At 55.2% G+C, this 23,715-nt stretch carries 25 protein-coding genes; 24 read left to right on the top strand and 1 reads right to left on the bottom strand.

Going from position 1 to position 23,715, the window contains the following annotated elements:
- The first annotated feature begins 3 nt into the window (after nucleotides 1–3).
- The 24 genes from IJT02_01265 to ftsH all read left to right on the top strand — a co-directional run bounded on the left by IJT02_01265 (nucleotide 4) and on the right by ftsH (nucleotide 22,008).
- Nucleotides 4–1,992 carry an O-antigen ligase family protein gene (locus IJT02_01265; GenBank protein MBQ7543553.1) on the top strand — a complete coding sequence of 663 codons (1,989 nt, stop codon included), beginning with the start codon at nucleotides 4–6 and terminating at the stop codon, nucleotides 1,990–1,992.
- Complete coding sequence (locus IJT02_01270) at nucleotides 1,982–2,626, top strand: hypothetical protein (protein ID MBQ7543554.1); 645 nt, start codon at nucleotides 1,982–1,984, stop codon at nucleotides 2,624–2,626. Before IJT02_01265 ends, IJT02_01270 begins: the two co-directional genes overlap by 11 nt.
- Nucleotides 2,595–3,527, top strand: a complete 933-nt coding sequence (locus tag IJT02_01275) for a general secretion pathway protein GspK (protein MBQ7543555.1) — start codon at nucleotides 2,595–2,597, stop codon at nucleotides 3,525–3,527. Before IJT02_01270 ends, IJT02_01275 begins: the two co-directional genes overlap by 32 nt.
- Nucleotides 3,524–4,744: a hypothetical protein gene (locus tag IJT02_01280; GenBank protein MBQ7543556.1), complete on the top strand. Its 1,221-nt coding sequence runs from the start codon at nucleotides 3,524–3,526 to the stop codon at nucleotides 4,742–4,744. Before IJT02_01275 ends, IJT02_01280 begins: the two co-directional genes overlap by 4 nt.
- The gene (locus IJT02_01285) at nucleotides 4,745–5,245 is read left to right on the top strand and encodes a hypothetical protein (protein ID MBQ7543557.1); all 501 of its coding nucleotides are present in this window, start codon (nucleotides 4,745–4,747) and stop codon (nucleotides 5,243–5,245) included.
- Nucleotides 5,246–5,251: 6 nt separating this feature from the next.
- Nucleotides 5,252–5,827, top strand: coding sequence for a hypothetical protein (locus IJT02_01290; GenBank protein MBQ7543558.1), 576 nt, complete (start codon nucleotides 5,252–5,254; stop codon nucleotides 5,825–5,827).
- 4 nt (nucleotides 5,828–5,831) lie between these two features.
- Nucleotides 5,832–6,722: a hypothetical protein gene (locus IJT02_01295; protein MBQ7543559.1), complete on the top strand. Its 891-nt coding sequence runs from the start codon at nucleotides 5,832–5,834 to the stop codon at nucleotides 6,720–6,722.
- Nucleotides 6,719–7,066, top strand: coding sequence for a type II secretion system protein (locus tag IJT02_01300; protein MBQ7543560.1), 348 nt, complete (start codon nucleotides 6,719–6,721; stop codon nucleotides 7,064–7,066). Before IJT02_01295 ends, IJT02_01300 begins: the two co-directional genes overlap by 4 nt.
- A 61-nt stretch (nucleotides 7,067–7,127) precedes the next feature.
- On the top strand, nucleotides 7,128–9,158 hold the full coding sequence (locus IJT02_01305) for a type II secretion system protein GspD (protein MBQ7543561.1): 2,031 nt from the start codon (nucleotides 7,128–7,130) through the stop codon (nucleotides 9,156–9,158).
- A complete protein-coding gene (locus tag IJT02_01310) occupies nucleotides 9,158–10,660 on the top strand; it encodes a type II/IV secretion system protein (protein ID MBQ7543562.1) in 1,503 nt (500 codons plus the stop codon). The genes IJT02_01305 and IJT02_01310 overlap by 1 nt, the downstream gene beginning before the upstream one ends.
- A gap of 3 nt (nucleotides 10,661–10,663) precedes the next feature.
- Entirely contained in the window at nucleotides 10,664–11,818 is a 1,155-nt protein-coding gene (locus IJT02_01315) for a type II secretion system F family protein (GenBank protein ID MBQ7543563.1), read from the top strand.
- 18 nt (nucleotides 11,819–11,836) lie between these two features.
- Nucleotides 11,837–12,271, top strand: coding sequence for a type II secretion system major pseudopilin GspG (gspG, locus tag IJT02_01320; GenBank protein ID MBQ7543564.1), 435 nt, complete (start codon nucleotides 11,837–11,839; stop codon nucleotides 12,269–12,271).
- The gene (locus IJT02_01325; GenBank protein ID MBQ7543565.1) at nucleotides 12,264–12,773 is read left to right on the top strand and encodes a prepilin-type N-terminal cleavage/methylation domain-containing protein; all 510 of its coding nucleotides are present in this window, start codon (nucleotides 12,264–12,266) and stop codon (nucleotides 12,771–12,773) included. Before gspG ends, IJT02_01325 begins: the two co-directional genes overlap by 8 nt.
- Before the next feature lie 94 nt (nucleotides 12,774–12,867).
- Nucleotides 12,868–13,506: a deoxynucleoside kinase gene (locus tag IJT02_01330; GenBank protein MBQ7543566.1), complete on the top strand. Its 639-nt coding sequence runs from the start codon at nucleotides 12,868–12,870 to the stop codon at nucleotides 13,504–13,506.
- Nucleotides 13,503–14,258, top strand: a complete 756-nt coding sequence (locus IJT02_01335) for a Nif3-like dinuclear metal center hexameric protein (protein MBQ7543567.1) — start codon at nucleotides 13,503–13,505, stop codon at nucleotides 14,256–14,258. Before IJT02_01330 ends, IJT02_01335 begins: the two co-directional genes overlap by 4 nt.
- Before the next feature lie 13 nt (nucleotides 14,259–14,271).
- The gene (gene trpS / locus IJT02_01340) at nucleotides 14,272–15,294 is read left to right on the top strand and encodes a tryptophan--tRNA ligase (protein ID MBQ7543568.1); all 1,023 of its coding nucleotides are present in this window, start codon (nucleotides 14,272–14,274) and stop codon (nucleotides 15,292–15,294) included.
- Complete coding sequence (locus IJT02_01345) at nucleotides 15,284–16,000, top strand: rRNA pseudouridine synthase (GenBank protein ID MBQ7543569.1); 717 nt, start codon at nucleotides 15,284–15,286, stop codon at nucleotides 15,998–16,000. The genes trpS and IJT02_01345 overlap by 11 nt, the downstream gene beginning before the upstream one ends.
- Nucleotides 16,001–16,037: 37 nt before the next feature.
- Nucleotides 16,038–16,928: an HDOD domain-containing protein gene (locus IJT02_01350; protein ID MBQ7543570.1), complete on the top strand. Its 891-nt coding sequence runs from the start codon at nucleotides 16,038–16,040 to the stop codon at nucleotides 16,926–16,928.
- 3 nt (nucleotides 16,929–16,931) lie between these two features.
- Nucleotides 16,932–17,591, top strand: a complete 660-nt coding sequence (locus tag IJT02_01355) for a (d)CMP kinase (protein ID MBQ7543571.1) — start codon at nucleotides 16,932–16,934, stop codon at nucleotides 17,589–17,591.
- Nucleotides 17,588–18,223 (top strand): 1-acyl-sn-glycerol-3-phosphate acyltransferase, encoded by a 636-nt coding sequence (locus IJT02_01360; protein ID MBQ7543572.1) that lies wholly within the window; start codon nucleotides 17,588–17,590, stop codon nucleotides 18,221–18,223. The genes IJT02_01355 and IJT02_01360 overlap by 4 nt, the downstream gene beginning before the upstream one ends.
- 3 nt (nucleotides 18,224–18,226) lie before the next feature.
- The gene (locus tag IJT02_01365) at nucleotides 18,227–19,114 is read left to right on the top strand and encodes a YicC family protein (protein MBQ7543573.1); all 888 of its coding nucleotides are present in this window, start codon (nucleotides 18,227–18,229) and stop codon (nucleotides 19,112–19,114) included.
- Entirely contained in the window at nucleotides 19,072–19,659 is a 588-nt protein-coding gene (gene gmk, locus IJT02_01370) for a guanylate kinase (protein MBQ7543574.1), read from the top strand. Before IJT02_01365 ends, gmk begins: the two co-directional genes overlap by 43 nt.
- Nucleotides 19,656–20,096 (top strand): hypothetical protein, encoded by a 441-nt coding sequence (locus tag IJT02_01375; GenBank protein ID MBQ7543575.1) that lies wholly within the window; start codon nucleotides 19,656–19,658, stop codon nucleotides 20,094–20,096. Before gmk ends, IJT02_01375 begins: the two co-directional genes overlap by 4 nt.
- Nucleotides 20,097–20,124: 28 nt before the next feature.
- Entirely contained in the window at nucleotides 20,125–22,008 is a 1,884-nt protein-coding gene (ftsH, locus tag IJT02_01380; protein ID MBQ7543576.1) for an ATP-dependent zinc metalloprotease FtsH, read from the top strand.
- Nucleotides 22,009–22,037: 29 nt separating this feature from the next.
- On the opposite strand, the gene IJT02_01385 is transcribed toward ftsH, so the two are convergent.
- Nucleotides 22,038–23,702: a cache domain-containing protein gene (locus tag IJT02_01385; protein ID MBQ7543577.1), complete on the bottom strand. Its 1,665-nt coding sequence runs from the start codon at nucleotides 23,700–23,702 to the stop codon at nucleotides 22,038–22,040.
- Nucleotides 23,703–23,715 lie beyond the last annotated feature (13 nt).

The following is a 23,715-nucleotide window of genomic DNA, read 5'->3' on the forward strand; positions in this document are numbered from 1 at the left end:
ATCATGAAGAAGAACGTGAAGAATAAGACTTACGCGCTGCCGGTTCTGCCTCTTGTGCCTGCGTGGATACTGATTCCGTTGTGGATGGTATCTCTGGCACTCCCTAACCTCGTGTATTCGGGAGTACTTTTCGCCGACACACTGCACATCCTGAAGTGGACGGTTACCGGCGTGCCTGTCGCGCTTGCGCTGATTGTGGCGGGGTTGAGGCTGGTGCGTTACGGAACTGAGCGCATAACGCTGAAGCTGGATAATTTTGCGGTGATATGGCTGGTGATTCTGGTCTACTGCGCGATACAGCCTTTGTGGGTGAAGCTCTTGTCGCCGACGGGCTACGTCCTCGAGATGGTGTGCTTTGCGTGCGTGTGGGCGTTCTACGTGTTGTCGGTGTCGTCGTTCCCGGAATGGGGGCTGAAAATCGCTCTGCTCCTCGCCAACATTAATGCCGCTGTGAACGTGATGTTTGCGGAGCTGCAGATTCGCGACATGAACAACCTACGCTTCCTCGAGGGCACGATCTTTTCCGACATAATCCGCTACAGCAACATAATTCTTCCGACGCCCGGCAACTACATCGGCAACACAGCCCAGCAGAACATGTTCGGCCTGTGGTGCGCGGTGGCAGTTCTCGGTGCGGTGTGGCTGTCCATACACAGCAACAAGAACGAAGGGCGCAAAGCCTTTCTCCCTGCACTGTGCGTCGCGCTCGCTGCGGTTGCGCTGAAGTTCGCTGTAGCTGACGGGATAACGGTATGCTACGCCGCCGCAGGAGTGTGCCTCGTCGCAGCATTCATTCTCTCGGGGAAAACCCTTCAGGGGGTAACCCTCACGCTTGCTGCCGTGAACTTCTGGGGACTGATGAACTCTACGAGCCGTTCTGCGACACTTGCGCTGACGGGCGGAATAATCTTGATGTTTCTGCTGACTGCGTGGAAGTTCCAGCGTCAGGACTTGGTGAGGTTCGGTGCAGTGATGGTTGTGCTGTGCGCGGTGTTCTGGGTATCGATGTACTCCGAACGTTCGGGGCAGATAGTCGGCAAGACGATAGACATAATCCAGAACGCCGAGAACATCGGCAACCGCCGGGGCATCTGGGCAACGAGCTACGCAATGTTCCTCGAGCACCCTGAAGGCGTAGGCGTGGGACAGTACAAGTGGCATTACCTCGAGGCACAGCGTTACGGCTTCAAGCTGATGCCCTATGACTGGTACACGTGGCAGTACACTCACTGGGCACATAATGAGTTCCTGCAGTTCTTCTGTGAAGGCGGAGTGGCAGGGGGATGCTTGCTCGTCTTGATGTGGATGCTGTGGCTGGTGCCCGCTGTAATCGGACTGTTCAAGCGTAAGGAGATCTCGCGCGATGCTGTGTGGGCGTTGTGCCTCGTGTCGCTGATAACTTTCTGCGGGCTGTTCACGCGTCCGTTCCACCGAATCGAAAACATGGTGTGGATTGCCTTAGCTTTCGCGCTCTCGAACCGCGAATTTCTCTCGCAGAGATTCTCCATCAGGGGCGGACTGCGCAAAGTTGTCGGGCTTGCGTGCGTTGTGTCGGCAGTCGCTGGCTGTGTCTACATTTACAGCGGAATAGCCGGGAACTACATCCTTCGTCAGGCACTCTCCACACAAAATGCTGACCTCCAGATGTACTACCTTGAGAGGTCGGCCAAGCACCCGATAACCTATGAAGAGAGTATGCGCAACATCGGCTATCACTACATGCAGAGAGGCGAGCAGACTGATGACGGAGAAATGCTGTCCAACGGCTTCAACCTTCTGTGGGAGCACTTTAACCACGAGCCTCACAGCGAGGACATCAGCCGTCTTCTGCAGTACGCGCAGAAATACCAGATCGAGCCGGTACTTCGTGAACTGGCTAGCTACTTCAGGCCCGGCACGTACCACCTGAGGCGTATTCCGCAAAAGGACGCTGACGGCTCAGTCGTGAACGCACTTCTTCTGGTGAACGGACCAGGCAGTGATGACGACTAAAGGCTTCACCCTGATGGAGACGCTCATTGCCGTAATGCTCACGGGCACGCTTACGACGCTCGCACTTGCCCCTACGGTGCGGGCAATCAGCGGGACTGTCGACACAATGAACTCCCGCCGCGACCACGAGGCATTGACGCGGACTATCTCCATCATCGAACGTGATGTGATGAACGCAATGCGCCTGAGCACCAACGCAATCACCGTAACCGACCACGACTCGCTCGGAGGTTTTGCGGACGACACGCTCGCGGTGATGACTGTGTCTCCTTCCGTGCAGGGGCATGCTGGCGGAACAGTCGTGTACAAGACGCTTGAAGGCGGAGTGATGCAGAACAACCTTATACCCGGACTGTACCGCTGGGTGATTCCCGGCAAGAGGCCTAACGACGTAAACACGAACCGCCTCGATGGCGACGAAGCCCAGCTGGTGCTTCCTGACGTGATGGAGTTCAGCGTCGAGGTGCAGGCCATAAAGATGGGCGATGAACCGCTGAAGAGCTACTCGGGGGCACTGCCTAAGGGGCTGTACATCAGGGTTCGTCGGGGCAAGAGAGAAGGAATGAGCGACGCGCTCAACAGGGACAAGGAGGACAGGGAGGATGAGCTATCACGTACAATCACGCTTCCGTAAGAGCGGCTTTGTGATGATAAGCGTCCTTATCCTCTGCAGTATATTAATCTCGTGCGCAACAGCATTCACGTGGTTTGTGAGGACGCAGGCGCGCAGTGTCGGTGGAGGACGCAGGCTCATAGAGATACGGTCAATGGCGGAAACCCTCGCGCAAGCCGTCATCAGCGTAACGAGCGAGATGAGCAGCCACACGGAGGCGGACAATCCGTCCCAGAAGTGGTATCAGCCGATAATTCTGCCGTTCGGTTCGGAGGGGGGATCGCTCGGCCTTTGGGCAGTTCAGGTAACGCCTCTTGACGACAAGATACCCATACGCACGATGTTTCTCCCCGACGGAGACACTTTGCGCCGCGAACTGTCTGATGTGTGGGAGAAGCTGTGGGAAACTCTCGGACACCGTGAGCTTGAACAGTTATTGCTCGACTTCATGGACAAGAACGACAAGCCCAGAGTAGGCAGCGCAGAGCGCGACTGGTACATCAACCGTCCGCCCTACGACATGAGCGAGCTTCTGATTCTGAGCGCGGACATCTCGCCATCACTGCTGAACGCCATCGAGGAGTACTGCACTATCTACGGAGACAGCCAGATCAACCTCAACACTGCGCCCGTGCACGTTATGGAGCTGCTGCCCGGCCTTGATACAAACGGACTTGCGCAGAGAATCGCGCAGATTAGGCAGGAAGAGCCTCTGACCTCACTTAACGACGTTCAGCGCATACCCGGAGCCGGCCCAAAGACCTCGACACAGCTGACGAACATTGCTGCCTTCAAGAGCCGCTACTTCCTGCTGAAGATAGACACGCTGGAGAGCCTCTCGGGCAGAGAGGACGGCGGGACATCATTCCGAATAATCTTTGACATCACGACGAGAAGCATAGTGAGATGGGAGGAATCATGAAGCTAGACGAAATACTTGCAGGCCTCAGGACTCGTTTGACGCGCAATAAATCTGGTGAAACATTCCGTTCAACGACGTTCCTGCGGCTGGCTGAGGACAGTGAAGAGCCTGCGACAGTGAGGACGGGCAACGGCAGGGACAGCATAATTCTCGCACCCATGAGGTCATTGTCCGTCGAGGGGTTCGAGTTTCCGTTCTCCTCGCCCTCGAAGATAGCGGCATCCCTGCGCCTCAAGGTCATGCCGTTCGGTTCTGCGGGAAGTGTTGAGCTGTTCCCCGTGATAACCCTGCGCAAGGGGCGCGCCGCAGAAGGTATAGTGTGGTACGCGTCTCCTGCTGAGCTGAACATTCCGGCTTCGGGGACGGTGAAGGTGTGGCCTGCTCCGATGCCGTTCGTTTCATGCTTGGCCGAATTTGGCGGCAGCGGAGTAACGATGTGGATGGACGAGAAGAACATCTGCTCCATCTTGTGGCAGTCGAATAAGCCCGTACTTTACCGCTGGCACAGCAACTCCGGCGAAGCCTCTTCCGTCAAAGAATTAGCATGGTATGAGGCGTACTGCACAGCCCGAGAGCTCGACAGGGGCGGCACCTTCGTGATTAATGGTTCTGCCATCGAGGAGACTGACGAAGACTTTGCCGACATTGTCGCGGAGAGTGTGAAGACATGCCCGTGGATGAAGGACGTGAACCTCTCGCGTACAGCTCTTGAGGGAGCGCGGGATCTAGAACGCATCGTCAGGGTGAGCACGCGTGCGGCAGTGTGGCTTCTTGTGCTTGGGGCAGGAGTGCTCGGAGCTGGCCTTCTGCGGCGTTATCAGGTGCAGAGCCAGATAGACGCACTCAGGACACGCAGCGAGAACTACTACCGCCAGACATTTGACCCTTCGCGGACAGGACGAATCTCGAATCCCGTAATGCTTGCACGGGACAAGATAGCCGAACTCTCCGGCACAAGCACAGTCGTTCACCCGCTCGAAGAAGTGCTGGAGAGCTTGGGAGATATATTCGCGTCGGCAGGAAACTCCGGCGTAACAATAGACGTAATCCGTTACAACAGCGAAGGCATAGACTGCACGGGAACTGCGCCGGATCAGAGCGCGGTGCTGAACTTCCGCCGTGCATGGGAGGAGAGGGGAAACATGGCACAAGTGGATAACACACAGTTTGTATCAGGGATAGGCTACAGGTTTGATTTGCGTGTGAGGTGGCAATAGATGGCGTTGAACGTAGACCAAGTGATAAGCAGTGCCCGCAGTGTTATGCGCGGAGAGGCGGCGGGGTCAGTAATGTTTCTGGCGGCCGGGCTTCTCGCGCTGACGGTGTGGACAGGCGTATTGATGGTGAGGAATCTCACGGCACAGAGCCTGAGCACCCTCAGCATTCAGCAGAACCGCCTGAACACTCTTCTGACGCTCGGGAACGAGTACAAGTCTCTTGCTCCGCTTGCCCGCAGCACAACAAAAAACGTCGACGTTCCGTCAGTGTTCGCGCAGGTCTCCGAGCGCATGGCACTCGGAAGCCGCGTCAACAGAATCACGCCCGACGGTCGGAATCTCTCAGTTGAGGTCAATCGTCTATACGACGAGGAACTGACCGAGCTTCAGCGTCAGCTCAACGCTTCGGGAGTACGGTTCATCTCCGCCGAGCTCCGTGCTCTTCCGGCCGGGCAGGAACGGCTCTTCACCCTCTCGGCAATCATCGGCCCGATAAGTTAACTCATCATGAAACGTATCTCTGTGAAAATCGCAAAAATTCTGTTGTTCACGGTATGTTTTGCCGCCGCGTTCTGGTACTTCTTGGACTGGCAAAGCATCGGAACTTTCCTGCTTACCAACGCATCATCCTACGCCTCGCGCAACGGCACGCGAATCACCTTCTCGGGCGTTTCCGGGACAGACAGCGGCTTCACGGTACACAACCTGTCCGTGAACGGAAGAGTGAGCTTCACCTTCTCGTCGCTGACGATAACTCCGCGCATAATCGCCAGCATCGCCAACCTGAGCCTTGTTGCTGATCTGGCCTTCAATGATGCCAATGTACGCTTCGGGCAGACCCTGAACTTCGGGAACGGCGGAATGACGGGATTTGCGCGCCCTTCTTCCGTGCACGTGGAGAATTTGCGCACAAACGGTGATTTCTCCGTTTCCGGGACAATAACGTACGACGTGTCAACGGGGAGGATTGCCCGTGCTTCTGCGCGCCTGAACATGCCGCCGCAATGGCAGGAGAACATCTCGCTTCTTCAGGGTTATCTGCCTATCGTGCGCGAAGGAGATAACTGGTACTTAAGGAGGTAAATCAATGGACAACATACGGGACAAAGTATCACTGTGGAGCTTTGTGCTCTGTGCGATAGCCGGGCTGTCGGTCGGCTACATGGCTTCGACGCTGGGGAGTTTCGCTCTCTCCTACTTTTCGCCGTCCGCTGGAATAGCTGATGCCTCAGTCTCGGGCACGCAGGCCTCTGGTTCATCGTCATCACGTTCAGTGAACTTGTCGTCGTTCCTTGCGTCAAACCCGTTCCACGTGTCATCGCGGAAGCCTCCCGAGCCGGTGAAGGTGGAAGAGCCTGCCGAGCCTGCACCTGCCGAGCCTGCACCGCTTGAAGCAATATTGCGCGGGACATTTCCGGGTATCGGTGCGTGGCTTGAGCATGATGGCAACATGGAGCTTGTGCTTGTGGGCAATAACCTCGACCGCTGGCGTTTGACCTCAGTGAACTACGACAGCGTTACTTTCCGGCGCGGCCGTGAACGCAAAACCTTCTACCTCACGTACGGGCCGACAGTTGCGGCGACACCGACACCGCCTCCTGCTCCTCCTGCACCCAAGCGAGCTGCAGCGCGCAAGAACACCGGCGACGTTCAGGAAGCGACAGAACAGTCAGAGGGAGCTATTTCCGCAGAGCTGGTGAACTCCCTCGTACAGAATCCCTTCGACGAACTTAAGCGCATACGTCTTCGTCCCAACGACAAGGAAGGCGGCCTCGAGGTTCAGTGGATTCAGAATGACAGCATACTGCGGCAGCTCGGCGTACGTCGCGGGGATGTGATACGCTCGGTGAACGGCATTCCTTTCACGAACATGGGAGACATCGCCAACTCGATAAACTCTCTCATGAACAGTGAACGCTTTGACGTTGAGGTAACGCGCGGCGGAAAGAATACTCCGTTGCGTTACGTGGTGAAGTGATGCGCCGTTGCGGGTTTACGCTCCTTGAGGTTCTGGTTGCGACAGCGATAGCCGGTCTCTCGATAACTGCGGGCTTCAGGCTCATCGCGATGTCCTATAGCACTCTTGAGCGAGTGGAGCAGGAACGACGCATGACTGAGGCCGCAAGCCGTATCTGGCTGAGGTTCAGGACAGACCCCGACACTCCGTCGAGCGGGACGGACGAGGACTTGTCGGTTCAATGGGAGGCGCGGGAAATGTCGGTGCCTCTCGCGTCGCTGGGAGAGGACTTCGAGTTCCGTTACAGGCGCGTAACAATCAGGGATGAGACGGGAAGTGAGGCATACATATATGTTTCTCCGTAAATGATATTATGTAGTATTATAGTTGCACGCAAGATGTAAAGTATTAGGGGGAACGGAAATCTTGTACTTCAAGACCTGTGTAATGGCAATAATGCTGTGCTTAAGTTTTCTGTCCGGGGCACAAGGGGCATCTCCCCCGCCGGAGCAGACCGAGATGACAGCAGAAGAAGAAAAAGCATTGATGGACATGGCAAAGGCTTACCGGCAGAGCGGAATGGTACAGTTCAACTTCAAGGACATGGATCTCGTGAGGTTCATGCGGTTCATGTCGGAGATACTGAACGAGAACATCATAGTCCCTCCCAACATCAACAGCAAGATAACGATAGTTTCACCGCATCCCGTAACGATACCAGAGAGCCGCGAGATAATGCTGTCGACGCTTCAGATGTACAATCTCTCCCTGCAGAACATGGGAGCTTATTCTGTTGTACGTCAGGGAGGCTTCAGCCCTTCGCCGAACGTTAATCGCGGCCGTACCGGTCCGAACTTCGGGGAAGAGACGGTAACGTACATTGTGCCGCTGGACTACATAACGCTGGAGAGCATAGTTCCAGCGATTCAGCAGTCATTTGGTTCTGCGCTGATAGTGCTTCCCGTCGGCAACGGCAAGGACATTCTCCTTCAGGGACGGGCAACGGATGTCCGCAAGGGAGTTGACTTGATCCGCAAGATGGACACGCCTTCAAGCGCGCGTTTAAGCCGGACGTACGAGATAAAGTACGCAGACCCCGCTGTAGTGGCAGGCCAGCTCAATGCAGTCGCCGGAGCTCAAGGGCCTCTGCAGGGACTTACGGCGATAGCTGATGCTCCGAGCAAAAAGGTAATCGTCGTGGGTTCGCGGAGTGCGATAGACAAGGCCACCGCGATAATCCGTGATCTTGATGTGGACAGCAAGATAGGCGACTTCCACATCTACAAGCTGAAGAACATCGACGCGACAGCTGCGGCGGAACAGGTCGGCAGGGTGCTCGCCACAACAACAACGATGCTCGGCCCGGACGCGGCACGTTTTCCCGCAACAGTTGTCCCGGACACCGCAACGAACAGCCTGATATTCGCGGCGACGCAGAGGCAGTTTGACGCGCTGAAACCGATTCTCGACACGATTGACGTTCAGCCCAAGCAGATACTGTTGCGCGGCTTCATCGCAGAAATCAACGTGTCTAACCTCGAGAACAACGGCATCGACTGGAACATGATAGGCGGCCAGATGTGGGATGACCTTCTGCTGGGCGGCAATATGTCTCTCGGAGAAAGTTCCGTGCCCTCTACGTTCGTTACGTGGTTCAACGACATGACGAAGGAACAGCGCATAGAGTACGACATTCACGGCAACGCATATCAGACTACGGTTACGAAACCGATGGCGTTGATGTACGCGACGATAGACCTGCTGAAACGCTACAACGCGGTGAACGTCCTCTCAGTTCCGCGCCTCATGTGCACCGACAACAAGGAGAGCAGCTTCAAGGTAGGCCAGGTTATTCCCGTGCTCAAGGGAGCTACTTCCGACCTGAGCAACCCTTCGGCAGTCCAGAGCAACTACGACTACAAGGACACGGGTCTCACCCTCACGGTAACGCCTCACATCAGGAGCGGCAACCTCGTAACGTTGGACATCAAGCAGACGACGGAAGATGTTATGACTCCTGCCGGAGTTCCCACGCCGATAACCTCGAAGCGCGAGGTAACCACATCGGTTGTTGTGGGCGACGGCGAGACGGTAATACTCGGCGGCATGATCAAGGAGACGGAAACCTCAATGAAGCGCAAAGTTCCCGGCCTCGCGTACATCCCGTTAATCGGAGGGCTGTTCCAGAAGATAAGCAAGGAGAAGCAGAAGGTAGACTTCGTTATCTTCCTGACCCCGCAGATAATCGAGAGCCCAGAAGAAATGCGCGGAGCTACTATGCGTGCCTCTGGCTTCACGAACCGTTTCGTGTCGCCCGACGTGAAGGAACTGAACATGTCGGACTTGATGCCGGCCTACGCGCGTAGTGATCTGCTGAGCGTGGATGTGAGTCCTGTCGAGGCGGACATTGACGTGAGGTTCAGGGAGCTGTACCAGAAGAGCCTTAGGAGGAAGTAATGCCGGAGGAACAGACAAGTACATTACAGCCCCTGCCCGACGCAAAAGAAGTCAGCGCGCTCTTGCCTGAGGGCTTCGGACTGGACATTCTGAGGCAGTCGAGGATAGTTCCCCTGCGTGTTGAGGACGGAATGTTAATCGTCGGAGCAGTGGACTACGAGGCGTGGGGGAAAGCCCAGATGCTCGGAGTTGCGCTGGGTTACCCGATAGACCTCGAGCTACGGGACGAGAAGGAGATCGGAGACCTGATTCACACGCTCTACGACCTCAGAAGCGTTGCGGCGGACGAGGCGGCCAAGAACATCGAGGGCATTGACGACATCGACGACCTCACGCGTGAAGACATCCTCAGCGACAGCGTTGACGTTCCCGTAATACGTCTGGTGAACGGACTGTTCGTTGATGCTCTGAAGCAGAGGGCGACGGATATTCACGTAGAGCCGTATGAAGACGAGGTGCTGATACGTTTCAGGATAGACGGAGTTCTGCAGGACAGGCTGAGGCTTCCGCGTTCGAACCAAGCACCCTTAACGAGCCGCATAAAGGTTATGTCGCGAATGGACATCGCCGAACACATGGCACCGCAGGACGGCAGAATCGGCATTACGCTCGGGGACAGAGCAGTTGACGTGCGCGTCGGCCTCGTTCCCACACAGTACGGCGAACGTATAGCGATGCGCCTTCTGGACAAGGGAGGCGGGCTTCTCACGCTTGCTGACTTGGGCATGGAGGAACGCGAGCGCGGAATCATGAACGAGCTTATTCATCACCCGCACGGAATGATACTGTTCACCGGCCCTACAGGTTCAGGAAAGTCGACGAGCCTTTACGCAATCCTTCAGGAGCTTGCTTCACCAGACGTGAACATCATCACGGTAGAAGACCCGGTAGAATATGCGTTGCCCGGAGTGTCGCAGATTCAGGTGAACGAGAAAGCAGGGGTAACCTTTGCGGCGGCGTTGCGCTCAATCCTGCGTCAAGACCCTGATATAGTGATGATCGGAGAGATGCGCGACTTCGAGACTGCACACATCGGAGTTCAGGCCTCGCTGACGGGACACCTCGTGCTTTCGACTCTTCACACGAACGACAGCATAAGCGCGATAATCCGTCTCGTCGACATGGGAATAGAGCCGTACTTGGCCGCATCCTGCATGATAGGAACGGTTGCCCAGAGGCTGGCACGCCGTTTGTGCCCGAAATGCCGCCGCGAGATAACTCCTCCGTCAATGATGGCCAAGCAGGGACTTACCCGCGCCTTCGAGCCCGTAGGATGCAGTGAGTGCCACAATACGGGGTATAAAGGCCGTGTGGGTCTCTATGAGCAGTTTGTCATCAACGAGGAGATTCAGGAAGCGTTCGTTGGCGGAGCACCGGCAAGCAAACTCCGTGAGATTGCGCGGAAGTCAGGCTTCAAGACGTTGTGGGAGATAGGCTTGTCGGCTGTGCAGTCCGGCCTCACTTCTCCTGACGAACTTGCACGCGTGGCAGGGGAGGATTAAGGGATGCCGTATTTCTCGTACACCGGCTACGACGCTAAGGGCAAGAGCACGAAAGGCACGGTTGAAGCTCCGTCGTCAATTCAGGCTGTTGACCGTCTGACCGAACGCGGAATAGTTGTCGTTGACGTGAAGCTCGCGGAAGAGAAGAAGGGCGGCAAGGTCAAGATAAAGCTCCTTCCTCTGGAACAGCACATCTTCTTCTGCCGCTCGTTGTCGTCGTACCTGAAGTCCGGGCTTCCGCTGGCTGACAGCCTCCGCATAATGTCGAAGCAAACTCACGACAAGATAATGAAGCCGGTAATGGAGAAGCTCCTTGCGGAAGTTGAGGGAGGCCGGAAGTTCCACACGGCATTGTCGGAGAGCGGGGCATTCCGTGAGAGCTTGTGGCGTGTCGCAGAATCCGGCGAGCAGTCAGGGACGTTAATATCAGTGCTCAACGAGGCGGCTGATGAGTTCAAGCTGGAGGACGACCTGCGGCGCAAGATACACGGAGCAATGACGTACCCCATCGTTATGGCGGTCGTGGGAGTTGGGGTTGTGGCATTCATGCTGACGTACGTTGTCCCGAAAATCTCTGAGCTCTTCGAGGACATGCACCAGACCTTGCCCTTGCCGACACGAATCCTCATAGGCGCGTCGAACTTCCTCAGCAACTGGGGGCTGTATCTTCTGCTGGCGATTCTGATCTTCTTTGCGTGGATGAAGAGGACGGGCAGGAGCATACAGATGCCGTTCATGAAGGGTATAACGGAACAGCTGAACCTCGCGCTCGTGATGTCTCACCTCAGCACCTTGCTGAACTCAGGAATACCGCTCGTGCAGGCACTGCGGATGGCTTCGTCGATGGACGTTCAGCAGCAGAGATGGATTGACGCGGCGGAGATGGTGAAGGCAGGGCACAGGTTCGACAGAGCCCTCGAGAAGATAGGCCTTCCTGAAGAGAACGTCGCAGTTGTGCGCGTCGGAGAGATGGGCGGAGACTTGGCCGGAGCGTTGACGAATGTGTCAATGCAGTCGCGCGAGATAGCACAGTCCCGCATGGAAAAACTTTCTACGCTGATGGAGCCGATAATGGTACTGGCACTTGGTTTCAGCGTAGGGTTCATAGTACTGGCGATACTAACGCCGGTGTTCAACTTAGCCGGAATAGTAAGATAAACACAAGGAGGCAGAACAATGAAGGACAAGAAGAAGGTATTTGTGAAGCGCAAGGGATTCACCCTCATCGAAATCATGGTGGTCGTGGTCATACTGGGACTGCTTTCGGCTCTGGTAGTGCCCAACATCAGCTCCAACGTCTCGGAGGCACAGCGTACCGCAACACGTACCCAGATAAGCCAGATTGAGCAGGCACTCGAGAAGTACCACCTCGACAACGGGTTCTACCCCTCGACACAGCAGGGGCTTGATGCACTTGTTAATGCTCCGAGCACAACACCAGTCCCGAGAAAGTACGCAGAAGGCGGCTACATGAAGAAAGTTCCTGAGGACTCGTGGGGCAACCCCTACGTGTACCGCAACAACAACGGCCGCATAACCATCACGAGCTACGGACCTGACGGCGAAGAAGGCGGAGAAGGAGTCAACGCGGACATCACGAACTATGACTAGGGCACGAAGCGGCTTCACGCTTCTCGAGATACTGATAGTCCTGCTGATAATCGGCATGATGGCTTCAGTGGCAATACCGCAAATGTCAGCACAGTTCGAGCCGCCCTCAGCAGAACTTCAGAGGATGTTCGAGGAGGCAGGAGACCGTGCACTGGGCGGAACGTCGCTGAGGCTCTCGGTGAACGACGACAACCCGCGCCGTCGCGGAGAGATCGTTGTTGAGGCACTGCTCAAGAAGGAAGAGCCTGCGGACAGCCTGAGTGCGTTTCTCGGGACGGACAAGAACAAGCCGCCGGTTCTCGAGTGGCAGAAGATAAAGCTCAGGAATGTTCCGAAAGACGACGGATGGAGGTTCAACCCGCGAATAATCTACTTCTACAAGGACGGTTCGTGTTCGCCCGCAAGAATCTCGAACGCTCCGCCGAACGTCTCGGACTTCGACGCAGATGAGTACGTGCTCACAGTTACGGGATACTGCATGAAGCTGGAGAAGAGCAATTAGGTTTCTCCCTCTCGGACAAAACGGGAGGGAGATTTTGTTATCTGGTATAATCGCATAATTCTCACACACAATCATTCTCAAAGGAGCTAATAATTTGGGTCAGATACAAATCATCGTTGAAGGCATGACCGCAAGCGGCAAATCCACAATCGTTAATCTGCTCTCCGAACGCTTAGGCTTCAAGATAATGCCCGAAGAGTTCAGAGACCCGCTGGATCTTCTGAGCCGCTTCCACCACGACAACCGCTGGGCATTCCCGATGCAGCTCAACTTCCTCGTAACACGTTTTGCGCAGTACATGTGCGCGAGCGAGGAGGAGAACTACATACTAGACAGAAGCATATTCGGCGACAAGGTCTACGCGATGCTGTACTACAGGCAGGGAACATTCAAGGACAGCCAGCTGGGGTGCTACTTGACGCTTTATGACTCACTCTTGCGTTACGTGAAGAAGCCGAGACTTCTGGTGCTGGTGAAATGCGGGTTCGACGAGATAATGAGGCGCATACACTCACGAGGCAGGCAGGACGAGATAGATGCCGGTGCTGAATACTGGAAGTCCCTCTATGATGCATACATGCCGTTTCTGGATTTCATGAAGTCCGAGCTTTCCGATGATCTGAACTACATAGAGCTTGACCTCTCAGACCCTGCGTTCATTCACACGCCCTCAATGGTTGATGCATTCCTCGCAAACGTCAAGTCATACTTCCCGGAGCGCAGATTATCATGAATGTACGTGAACTCCTTGAACACGCAGACAGTTTTGCGCCCCTTTCGCTTGCTGAGGAGTGGGACAATCCCGGCCTTCTCGTGGGAAGTTACGCTGCGGAGGTCAGGAAGATTGCTGTAGCTCTTGACGCAGTCCGCGAGGCAGTAATAGCGTCTGCAGATGAAGGGTGCAACGTCTTGGTGTGCCATCACCCGCTGATATTCCGTCCCGCAAGGAGGGTAACGGACGACACGGAGCAGGGCAGAACGATAATCGAGGCAATACGCCGGAACGTGAATATCATTGCGCTTCACACGAACTGGGACAAAGCCGCCGGAGGAGTGAACGACACATTAGCTTCACTGCTCGGCCTGAAAGACACCGAGCCGATGGACAGCTTTGGTGTTGTCGGGAAACTTTCCGTGCCGATGTACCGTCCTGCGTTTGCTGAACACGTCAAAGTTTCGTGGGGACTGTCTCACCTCGACTTGTACGGACAGCCCGCTAGGATTTCGCGCGTCGCACTGTGCGGAGGAGCAGGTGCGGAGTTCTGGCGCGAGGCCAAGAGCAGGGGAGCAGACATATACCTTACTGCAGACATGAAGTATCACGACATCTCTGACGCTGTGAACGAGGGGCTTTCTGTTGCGCTGGCATGTCATGGCGAAATGGAGAGGGCATCGCTTCCTGCCCTTGCCGAAAAGTTATCGCAGTGCGGAACAGAGACAGTCATTGTTGACGTTAAGGCACTGCCTTTACCGCTGAGAATATAGGAGATTTATCATAATGAAATTACGAGTATTGAGCCTTATGAGACCGACGGGGCCGCTTCATCTTGGCCACATGGCCGGAGCACTGAGCAATTTCGTCCGCCTGCAGAACGACGACAAGTACGACTGCTTTTACGGCATCGCAGACTGGCACGCCCTGACCTCCAACTACGAGGACAGCGCGAACACTGCCGAATACACATACACTGCGCTTCTGGACTGGCTTGCGGTAGGACTAGACCCCGAGAAATCCCCGCTGTTCGTTCAGTCGCATATTCCCCAGCACGCGGAATTAGCCCTAGCACTGGGAATGATTACGCCACTGGGCTGGCTCTACAGAAATCCCACGTACAAGGAACAGCTCCAGAACATCGCCAATAAGGATTTGGGCACGTATGGTTTTCTCGGTTACCCCGTGCTGATGGCGGCAGATATTCTGCTGTACAAGGCATCGCTTGTGCCGGTAGGTGAGGATCAGAGCGCGCACCTTGAGATTTCCCGTGAACTTGTGAGACGCTTCAACAACTTCTTCGGCGAGAATCTGCTTGTTGAACCTCAGCCGATGTTTACGGCTTTCCCGAAAGTTCCCGGCATCGACGGACGCAAGATGAGCAAATCCTACGGCAACGCGCTGGAGATTTCGGAGAGCGCGGACTCTATGTGGCAGAAGCTCCGCACAATGATGACTGACCCGGCAAGAATGCGGCGCACTGACCCCGGCGACCCGGAGAAATGTCCTGTGTGGGATCTGCACAAAGTCTTCAACCCAGACGAATCGGAGAAGGCCGAACTCTGCGAGGGCTGCAGGACTGCGGGCATAGGGTGCATTGACTGCAAGAAGAGGCTGAACGCGCACATTCAGGAGATGATGACTCCTGTCCGTGAACGCCGGGCCAAGTACGAGGGCAAGACTTCTCTGCTCGACGAGATTCTTGCTGACGGTGCGGAACGTGCGGGACGTGTTGCGCGCGAGACGATGAGCGAAGTTTATCCTGCGATGGGGCTGCTTGTGAACCCTAAGAGAGTCAATGAGGCTTAATGCGTTCGTCGCGTCGTGCGGAGCTGCCTCGAGGCGCAAGGCAGAAACCCTCATCCTCGAGGGCAGAATACACGTCAACGGCAAAATAGTTCTCGCGCCGTTCTTTCAGGTTGACCCGGAGAACGACACGGTTACCCTTGACCGCAAACCTCTCACCCTCAGCGAGCACGTCTATTACGTCATCAACAAACCCGCAGGTTACGTGTGCGCAGTCAGCGACAAGTATGACCCTGTCGTCGTTGACCTCATCCCCGAACACAAGGGAAGGCTGTACCCGGTCGGCCGTCTTGACCGTGAGAGCGAAGGCCTCTTGATCCTCACGAATGACGGCGAGTTCACACAGAGCATCCTTCACCCCTCGAACGAGATCCGCAAGGAGTATGAAGCACTCCTCAACATCCCCATCAACGCCAAACAGTTAGCGCGCTGGCGGAAAGGCTTCGAGCTTGAGGGAGGACACCGCGTGAAGCCGATAACCATTAAGGTGATTGACCGCGAACCCGCAGGACAGTGGGTGAGTGTGGTGATCGTCGAGGGACTGAAGCGCGAAGTCAGGCTGATGGCACGCGAGGCAGGTTTCAGGGTAGAGAGGCTGATACGGAGGCGCATAGGAGGGATGGTGTTAGAGAGCCTGAAAGCCGGAGAGTACGTGAATTTGTCTTTTTCCGGCCTGTACTCTAAAATATTTGACGGCGGAAAAATCTAATCCACAAGCAACTTTTTCACAGAAGGGGGCATAGTCCGTGAGTGAGATAGATGAGAAATCCCGCGAACTGATCAAGACCAGAATAATCAGCAAGATGAAGGACATAAAATCATTCCCGCAGTTCGTTATGGAGACGATGAGAAAACTTAATGACCCCGAAAGCAATGCTGCGGACGTGGCGCAAAGCCTTTCACGAGATGAAGGGCTGGTTCTGCGCATCCTGAAGCTGGCAAATTCGGCGGCCTACGGAATGACCCGCAACATCTCCAACATTTCGGAGGCAATCGCGCTTCTGGGCTATAAGAGCGTCAGCAACATCATTCTTGCGGCGACGGTGTATTCAGCGATGGACAAGGGGCTTTCCGGCTACGCGCTCGACAGGGGCGAACTCTGGAGGCATTCGCTGATGGTTGCGTACACTTCACGGCATCTTGCGCAGGTAACTGGTGCTGTTAGCTCTGAGGATGCGTACGTAGGAGGTTTGCTTCACGACATCGGCAAGGTCATACTGAATGACTATGTGCGTTTCGGGTACGGAATCATCGTGAAGATGGTTGAGGAAAAGCATATGCCCTTCACTGAAGCGGAATGCCAGGTGCTGGGTTTCGACCACGCAGAGATAGGCGAAGTGCTCATAGGCAAGTGGGACATGCCGGAAGCGTACCGTCTCGCAGTAGCCTACCACCACAAACCCAACGAACTCCCCGAAGACAAGAAGCAGTACCAGCCTCTGCTTGACGTTGTAACCGTCGCAAACACGATATGCCTGATGCTGGGTATAGGGTTAGGAGCTGACGGCCTGCAGTCGTACATGTTCCCCGAACCGATCGAGAGGCTGGGCATCAAGAACTTTGACGTTCTGCTCTCAGAGATGATTGATTTCGCCGGAAACGTTGCTGCGGATATGGGCGACATGTCGGGGCTGTAGAAATTGCCGTACGTAATCACGATAGACGGTCCTGCAGGTGCAGGCAAAAGCTCCGTCGCTAAGGATGTTGCGCGCGAGCTGGGCATCAACTACCTCGACACCGGCGCAATTTATCGCGCAATAGCCCTCCTTCTGGCCAAGTCCGAAGTCAGTCCCGACAATGAAGAGTTCTTGCGCGAAGCATTGAGTGAAATCCGCGTTGAGCTCAAGGACGGCAGGGTTCTCGTGAATGACTTTGACGTTAGCGGAGAGATACGCACGCCGGAAGTCGACGAACTTGCCTCTGTGTATTCGGCTGTACCTGCGGTGAGAGAAGCACTGCTGGGGCTTCAGCAGGAGCAGGAGAAGCACGGCTCAATAGTCGCGGAAGGCCGTGATGTCGGGAGCGTGGTTTTCCCGAAAGCACGGGTAAAGTTCTTCATCACAGCAAGCCCCGAAGCCCGCGCAAGACGCAGATACCTCGAACGCATCAGCAAGGGCAGACCCGCAGACTACGGCGAGATACTTTCGGCGATAATCGAGCGCGACAAGAACGACTCCAGCCGTGAGACCGCACCTCTGACAGTGCCGGAAGGAGCTATATACCTCGACACATCGGACATGACGGAGCAGGAAGCCGCAGAATTTATCATCAAGCAAGTTAAGGCAGAAATACAATCATGAAGACTGGACAGAACAAAATCTTTTACGCAATCGTTCGCAATTTCCTCAAGGCATTACTTATAATCTGGAACAGATGCTCCGCAAAGTGGAAGTTCAGGCTTCCCGATAATGAACGTTTCATCGTAGCCTGCAACCACGCGAGCAACCTTGACCCCGTAATAGTCGGGTGTTTTTTCCCGAGACGTTTAAGGTACTTCGCGAAGGAGGAGCTTTTCACGAACCGTATTTTCAGCGCAATAATCCGCGCTCTCGGTGCTGTGCCTGTCTCGAGGCAAAGCAATGCCAGTGCCGCCGGAGCGTTAAAGGGTTTCATGAAGCTTTATCAGGAAGGAAGCGACGTGCTGATATTCCCTGAAGGCGGGAGGACTCTCGACGGGAAATTACAGCCGCTTGAAGCCGGAGTGGCATTAATCGCGGCACACGAACACGCGCCGATACTTCCTGCGTTCATTCACGGTTCGTTCAAGTCGATGCCTCCCGGAGCGGTGTTCATCAAGCCCACGAAACTGCGCATAACTTTCGGCGAGCCTCTGAGGTTCAGCGACGAGGTCTACAAGAGCAGGGACGGCCGCAAAATCATCATGGACAGCCTCAATGATGCAATGAAGCAGCTTGAAGCGGAGGTTAAGTGAAGAATGTTCTTGAGCATGACAGGTTTCGGCAGTGCGTCCCGTGAATTTTCGTGGGGCACTGTATTAGTGGAGATTACCTCAGTCAACCATAAGTTTCAGGACTTTTCAGCACGTCTTCCAAGAGAGCTATCATCCCTCGAAAACAGAATCATCAACCTTCTGCGCGGCTCAATCTCTCGCGGCAAGGTCAAGCTGTCCGCCGAAATAACATGGAATCCCGGAGCACATATCCCAGTTCTCGACGAGGAAGGGCTAATCAACCTCTTCAATCAGGTGCGCAAGATAGCCAAGCGCAACCACATGGAACAGCCTACTGACATAACGAGCTTTCTGCTGATTCCGGGAGTGTACGACGACCACAGCAACCTTGCGGAACAGGAAGCACGTTCGAGGCCGGAAGTGTGGGACCTTGTGGTGATGGATGCTGTGAAGTCCCTGCAGGACACTAAGGAAGCCGAAGGCCAGAAGCTCAAAGCGAAAGTAGCCGCAGACCTTGACCTTCTGCTGAAGATAATCGAGGCACTCAACGAACGCTGGAAGGATGCCAGCACGGAAGCTATAGAGTCCCTCCGCACACGCATCGAAAACGTCATGGAACATTACAGCCTAGAGATTGACGAGGCACGGATAGCGCAGGAAGTTTCGCTGATGTCGGACAGGTGGGATGTGTCGGAAGAACTCGTGAGGCTCGAGGCACACACGGAGAAGTTCCGGCAGGTTATGGAGCTTACCGAACCGTCGGGGAAAAGGCTGGACTTCTTGATTCAGGAGATGAACCGCGAGATAAACACAATGGGCAGCAAGGTCAACGATGCACAGTTCAGGTGGGGAGTAGTCGAGGCGAAATCATGCATAGAGAGAATGCGGGAACAAATCCAGAACATCGAGTGAGAGGGAAACTGTTTGTGCTTTCCGGGCCGAGCGGTGCGGGCAAAGGCACTCTCCGCGAGAAAGCCCTGAAGGACATCGCTAATCTCGTGTACTCAATCTCCTGCACGACGCGGCGGCCAAGACCCGGCGAGACTGACGGAGTGGAGTACAGGTTCATCACGCACGAAACGTTCACGGAGTGGGTGAATCAGGGGCTGTTCCTCGAGTACGCACACGTTCATGATGACATGTACGGGACGCTGAAGGCTGACGTTATGCGCGAGCTCGAAGCCGGAAAGAACGTACTGCTTGAAATCGACGTACAGGGAGCACTGCAGGTGAGGGAGAAGATTCCTGAAGCAGTGCTGGTGTTCGTTGACGTGCCTTCTGTTGAGGAGCTTGAACGCCGTCTGCGGAGCAGGCACACCGAGACGGAAGAGGCATTGCGTACGCGTCTGACTAACGCAGTCAAGGAGCTCGGCCTCAAAGGCGAGTATGACCGCGTAATCGTGAATGATGACCTTGATTCGGCGTGCGAAGAGCTCAGGCGGGTAATCACATCATGAGCATCGACAGGCTTTCACGGTGGGTGTTCTTCTGCGCCGGGATAATCGGAGCAATCTTCGCGGCATACATGTTCTACACGCGGAAAACTGCAGAAGGTGCTGCGTGCCTTGCGGGTGCTGTCGGTCTGCTGAACTTCGCGACAAGGTACAGCCCCGACAAGCCAGCCTCGAACGACGCTCAGGATGACAGCGACCTTCACGACTTGGCCATACTCGTGGCTGACATTGCCGCAATGAGCCTCCAGAACATAGGCCGTACAGTTCCGCCGACGACGAGGGAGATTGACGAGATAGAGGAGAAGCTCAACAAGTTTCTTGACGCAATGCCGGTAACTCCTTCCGAACGTGAGGAGATTGCGGAGAAGTTTTCTGCGGCAAGGGACAAGGCCCGCCGTAACGGAGCAGGACGGGCAATAATGAGGAGCGCAAGGCTGTAGAATCTTAGGGGGATAAAACCTATTTGACATGAACAGAGGACAAAAATTTTCGGTATGGTATTTTCTCGGCGCATTGCTGGTGGCTTGGATGTTCGCGGAATACATCTATAAGCCGTGGACGGAAAGCAAGAGCGAAGTTCCCTACAGCGAGTTTCTTGCGGATTTGACGAGCAGAGACATCGAGAACGTCGACATCACGGACTCGCGCATAACCTACACGCTCAAGGAATCAGCCTTAAGCCCCGACAAGCGACCGATAGTTGACGGAAAAATACTCGGAACGCGCGCAAAGAAGCCCTCAGCCGTCAAGAGCGTAGTACGTGTAACAGACCCGTTCCTGATAGAGAGGCTTGCGAGCGGAGATATTACGTTCGGAGGGATTGCACAGCGGGACAGCCTGCTTGATATGCTGATGGGGATTCTCCTGCCAATGCTTCCGCTCGTGATTATCTGGTACTTCATCTTCAGGAACATGCACGGAGGCGGAGGCGGCGGAGGAATCTTCTCGTTCGGCAAGAGCAGGGCAAAAGAACTTCAGGGAGAGATGAGCGGCGTACACTTCAGCGACATCGGCGGTGCAGGTGAAGCAGAAGTAGAGTTGCGCGAGATAATTGACTTCCTGAAAGACCCGAAACGTTTTGACAGGTTCGGCGCGAAACTCCCAAGAGGCGTACTCCTTGTCGGCCCTCCCGGAACAGGAAAAACACTGCTCGCTAAGGCATGTGCGGGTGAAGCAGGAGTACCCTTCTTCTTCATCACCGGCTCGAGCTTCGTTGAAATGTTCGTCGGTGTCGGAGCGGCAAGAGTGCGCGACCTCTTTGACCAGGCCAAGCGCAAAGCACCGTGCATAATCTTTGTGGACGAGATTGACGCGATAGGGCAGTCGAGGATGCGGAACTTCAACAGCAACAGCGAGCAGGAAGCCACGCTGAACCAGTTACTCGCTGAGATGGACGGCTTCGAGCAGAATAACGGCGTTGTGATAATGGGAGCAACCAACAGGCCGGAGATTCTGGATCAGGCGTTGCTGAGGCCGGGAAGGTTTGACCGACAGATTCAGGTAGTGCTTCCGACAGAGGAAGGCAGAGAGGAGATACTCAAGATACACACGAAGAATCTCCCTCTTGCGCCGGAGATAGACTTGAAGGCCATCGCTAAGGTTACGCCGGGCTTCTCTGGAGCAGACCTCGCGAACATCGCCAATGAAGCATCACTCCTGGCCGCGCGCAGAAAAGCCGACAAGGTCAGCATGAATGATTTTGACCTCGCAATAGAACGCGTTGTCGCGGGACTGCAGAGGAAAACTCCCCTCACGCCCGAAGTCCGCAAGAAGGTAGCTTACCACGAGACTGGACATGCGCTCGTTGCCTGTTACCTGCCGGGAACTGACCCGGTGCACAAGGTGAGCATAATTCCGACGACGAAGGGAGCACTGGGCTACACGATGCAGAGGCCGAACGAGGATCATTACCTTGTCGGGGAAACGGAATTGCGTTCGCGTATGGCAGTGATGCTCGGCGGACGTGCGGCTGAACTGCTGGTGTTCTCTGAGGCCTCGACAGGTGCGTCTAACGACCTTGAGCGCGCGACAGAGACTGCACGGCGTATGGTCATTGAGTTCGGTATGTCCGCAGAGCTCGGGCCGGTGAGGTACGCTGCTCCGTCGATGATGTACCTTCACGGCGAATCAGGAGTCCGCAACGACGTGGGCGACGACACCTCAGAGAAGATTGACGCGGAGATACGCCGTCTTGTCCTTGAGGCGCAGGAACAGGCACAAAGCATCCTCCGTGAACACGAGAAGCTGCTTCATGAAGTTGCGGGAGTACTGCAGGAGAAGGAAGTCATCAACCACGACGAGATTCAGGCGATGGTAGACAAAGAGAAAGAAGATAAGGGGGCAGAGGGTTAGCTGCTCCCTAGCCCCTCATCTATCATAAACTAGTGGAAGTAGGAGATTGCTTCGTTGAGGTTTTCTGCAAGCCCGCTCATCGTGTCCGTGTCGTCGGAAACAGTCTTGACGTTATCGGCGATGGACTCGATTGATGCCGCAACCTGCTCGTTCGTCGCAGAAGTCTCCTCAGAGATCGCCGCCAGATCGCTCACCGCAGAAAGTATCGTGTCCTTGATGCTCTCGAGCCGCGCCGTAATGTCCGAAACAGACGATATTTCCTTCACCGAATCCTTTATCTCCTCAGCCAGTGCCATGAACTTCTCCCGCGTTGTGGAAAGCAGCTCGCCTTCTTCCGTGATGAGCTCCCTGACTTTCGCCGCCTGTTCGACGCATTCGCCGGACAGTTCGCGAATCTCGTCAACAATACCGTTAATCTGTTCCGCCGACTCGTTGGAGTCCTCAGCCAGCTTCTTTATCTCCGCCGCAACAACACCGAAACCCTTTCCGGCCTCACCTGCACGTGCTGCTTCTATTCCGGCGTTGAGGGAAAGAAGGTTTGTCTGCGTCGCAATGTCCGTTATCATTCTGACCTTCGCGCCTATCTTCGCGATGGCTTCATTTGTGGCGTTAATCTTTTCGGTGATGAGGTCTATTGCCGCTGAAGATTTTACTGAGGACTTGGCCGCACTCTCTATGTACTCAAGAGCAGCATTGTTGGCCTCAGTCATCTCGCCTGCTCCCTTGCTGAGGTTCTCGACGTTCTGCACCGCCTGTTCTATGACCGTGCCCATACTGCTGACGTTCTCGTTGATGTCGCGGACGTTTCCTGCCATCGACACGGTCGTCTGTGCCAGAGCCTGCATCGACTCGGCAATCTGCGTCGACGCGAACGAAGACTTGTGCGCCATGTCGGCGGTGGACAGCACGGTGTCAGTCAGCGAGTGCGCGGAGTCCTGAATCTTCCCCACAACTTCAGTCAGTACCGCGCTGAGCTTATCTGCGGCGGTGATGAGCTGGGAGGTCTCGCGTATGCTGCTCGTCGTCGTCTGCTTAACTTCAAGGTTGATGTTGAGGAGGTTCTCTATCCTGTCTGCCACTTCCATCAATGGATGAGCGACGTTGCTGGCAATAACCATCGTGATTGCCCCGAACACAAGCAGAAGCAGTCCGCTTATCGTCAGAATAATCTTGTAGATGCTGCGTTCGGCTTCCTGGATTGTCGTTGCAGGTTTGCCGGAGAATGCCATGCCGTAGATCCTTCCCGCGTACTGAATCGGCATGTAGCACACGTGATAGTCGAGGCCGTTTATCTTCACTTGGTCGGAGTAGTAATCCTTGCCCGTGCTGACTACCCGCCACACCGCGTCAGAAGCGGGAGTGCCCTCGATGCGTTTGCCCGCCGCGTCCTTGATGGTCGTCATGAAGCGTATGTTGCCCTTGAAGAGCGTAAGGTCAACCCCCGTCGTCCTCATTGAGTCGATGTAGGATGTGTCGTAGCGTATGAACCCGTCGACCAGGTCATTCTCGTTGACTATGTCGTACTCGTAATACTCTTTGAGTGCTCTGGCGGCTACGCGGAGTTCTTCCTTCGTGCTCTCCTTGAGACTGCTGACAACTATTCTTGAAGTTACGACGGCAATGATTGAGACAGAAAGAATGAGCGGAACAAGGGAAAGCATAATAAGCATTGCTTTGATGCTGAGATTTTTCACGTATACACACGCT

It is taken from the genome of Synergistaceae bacterium (assembly GCA_017450125.1).
In the GTDB taxonomy this organism is placed as follows: domain Bacteria; phylum Synergistota; class Synergistia; order Synergistales; family Aminobacteriaceae; genus JAFUXM01.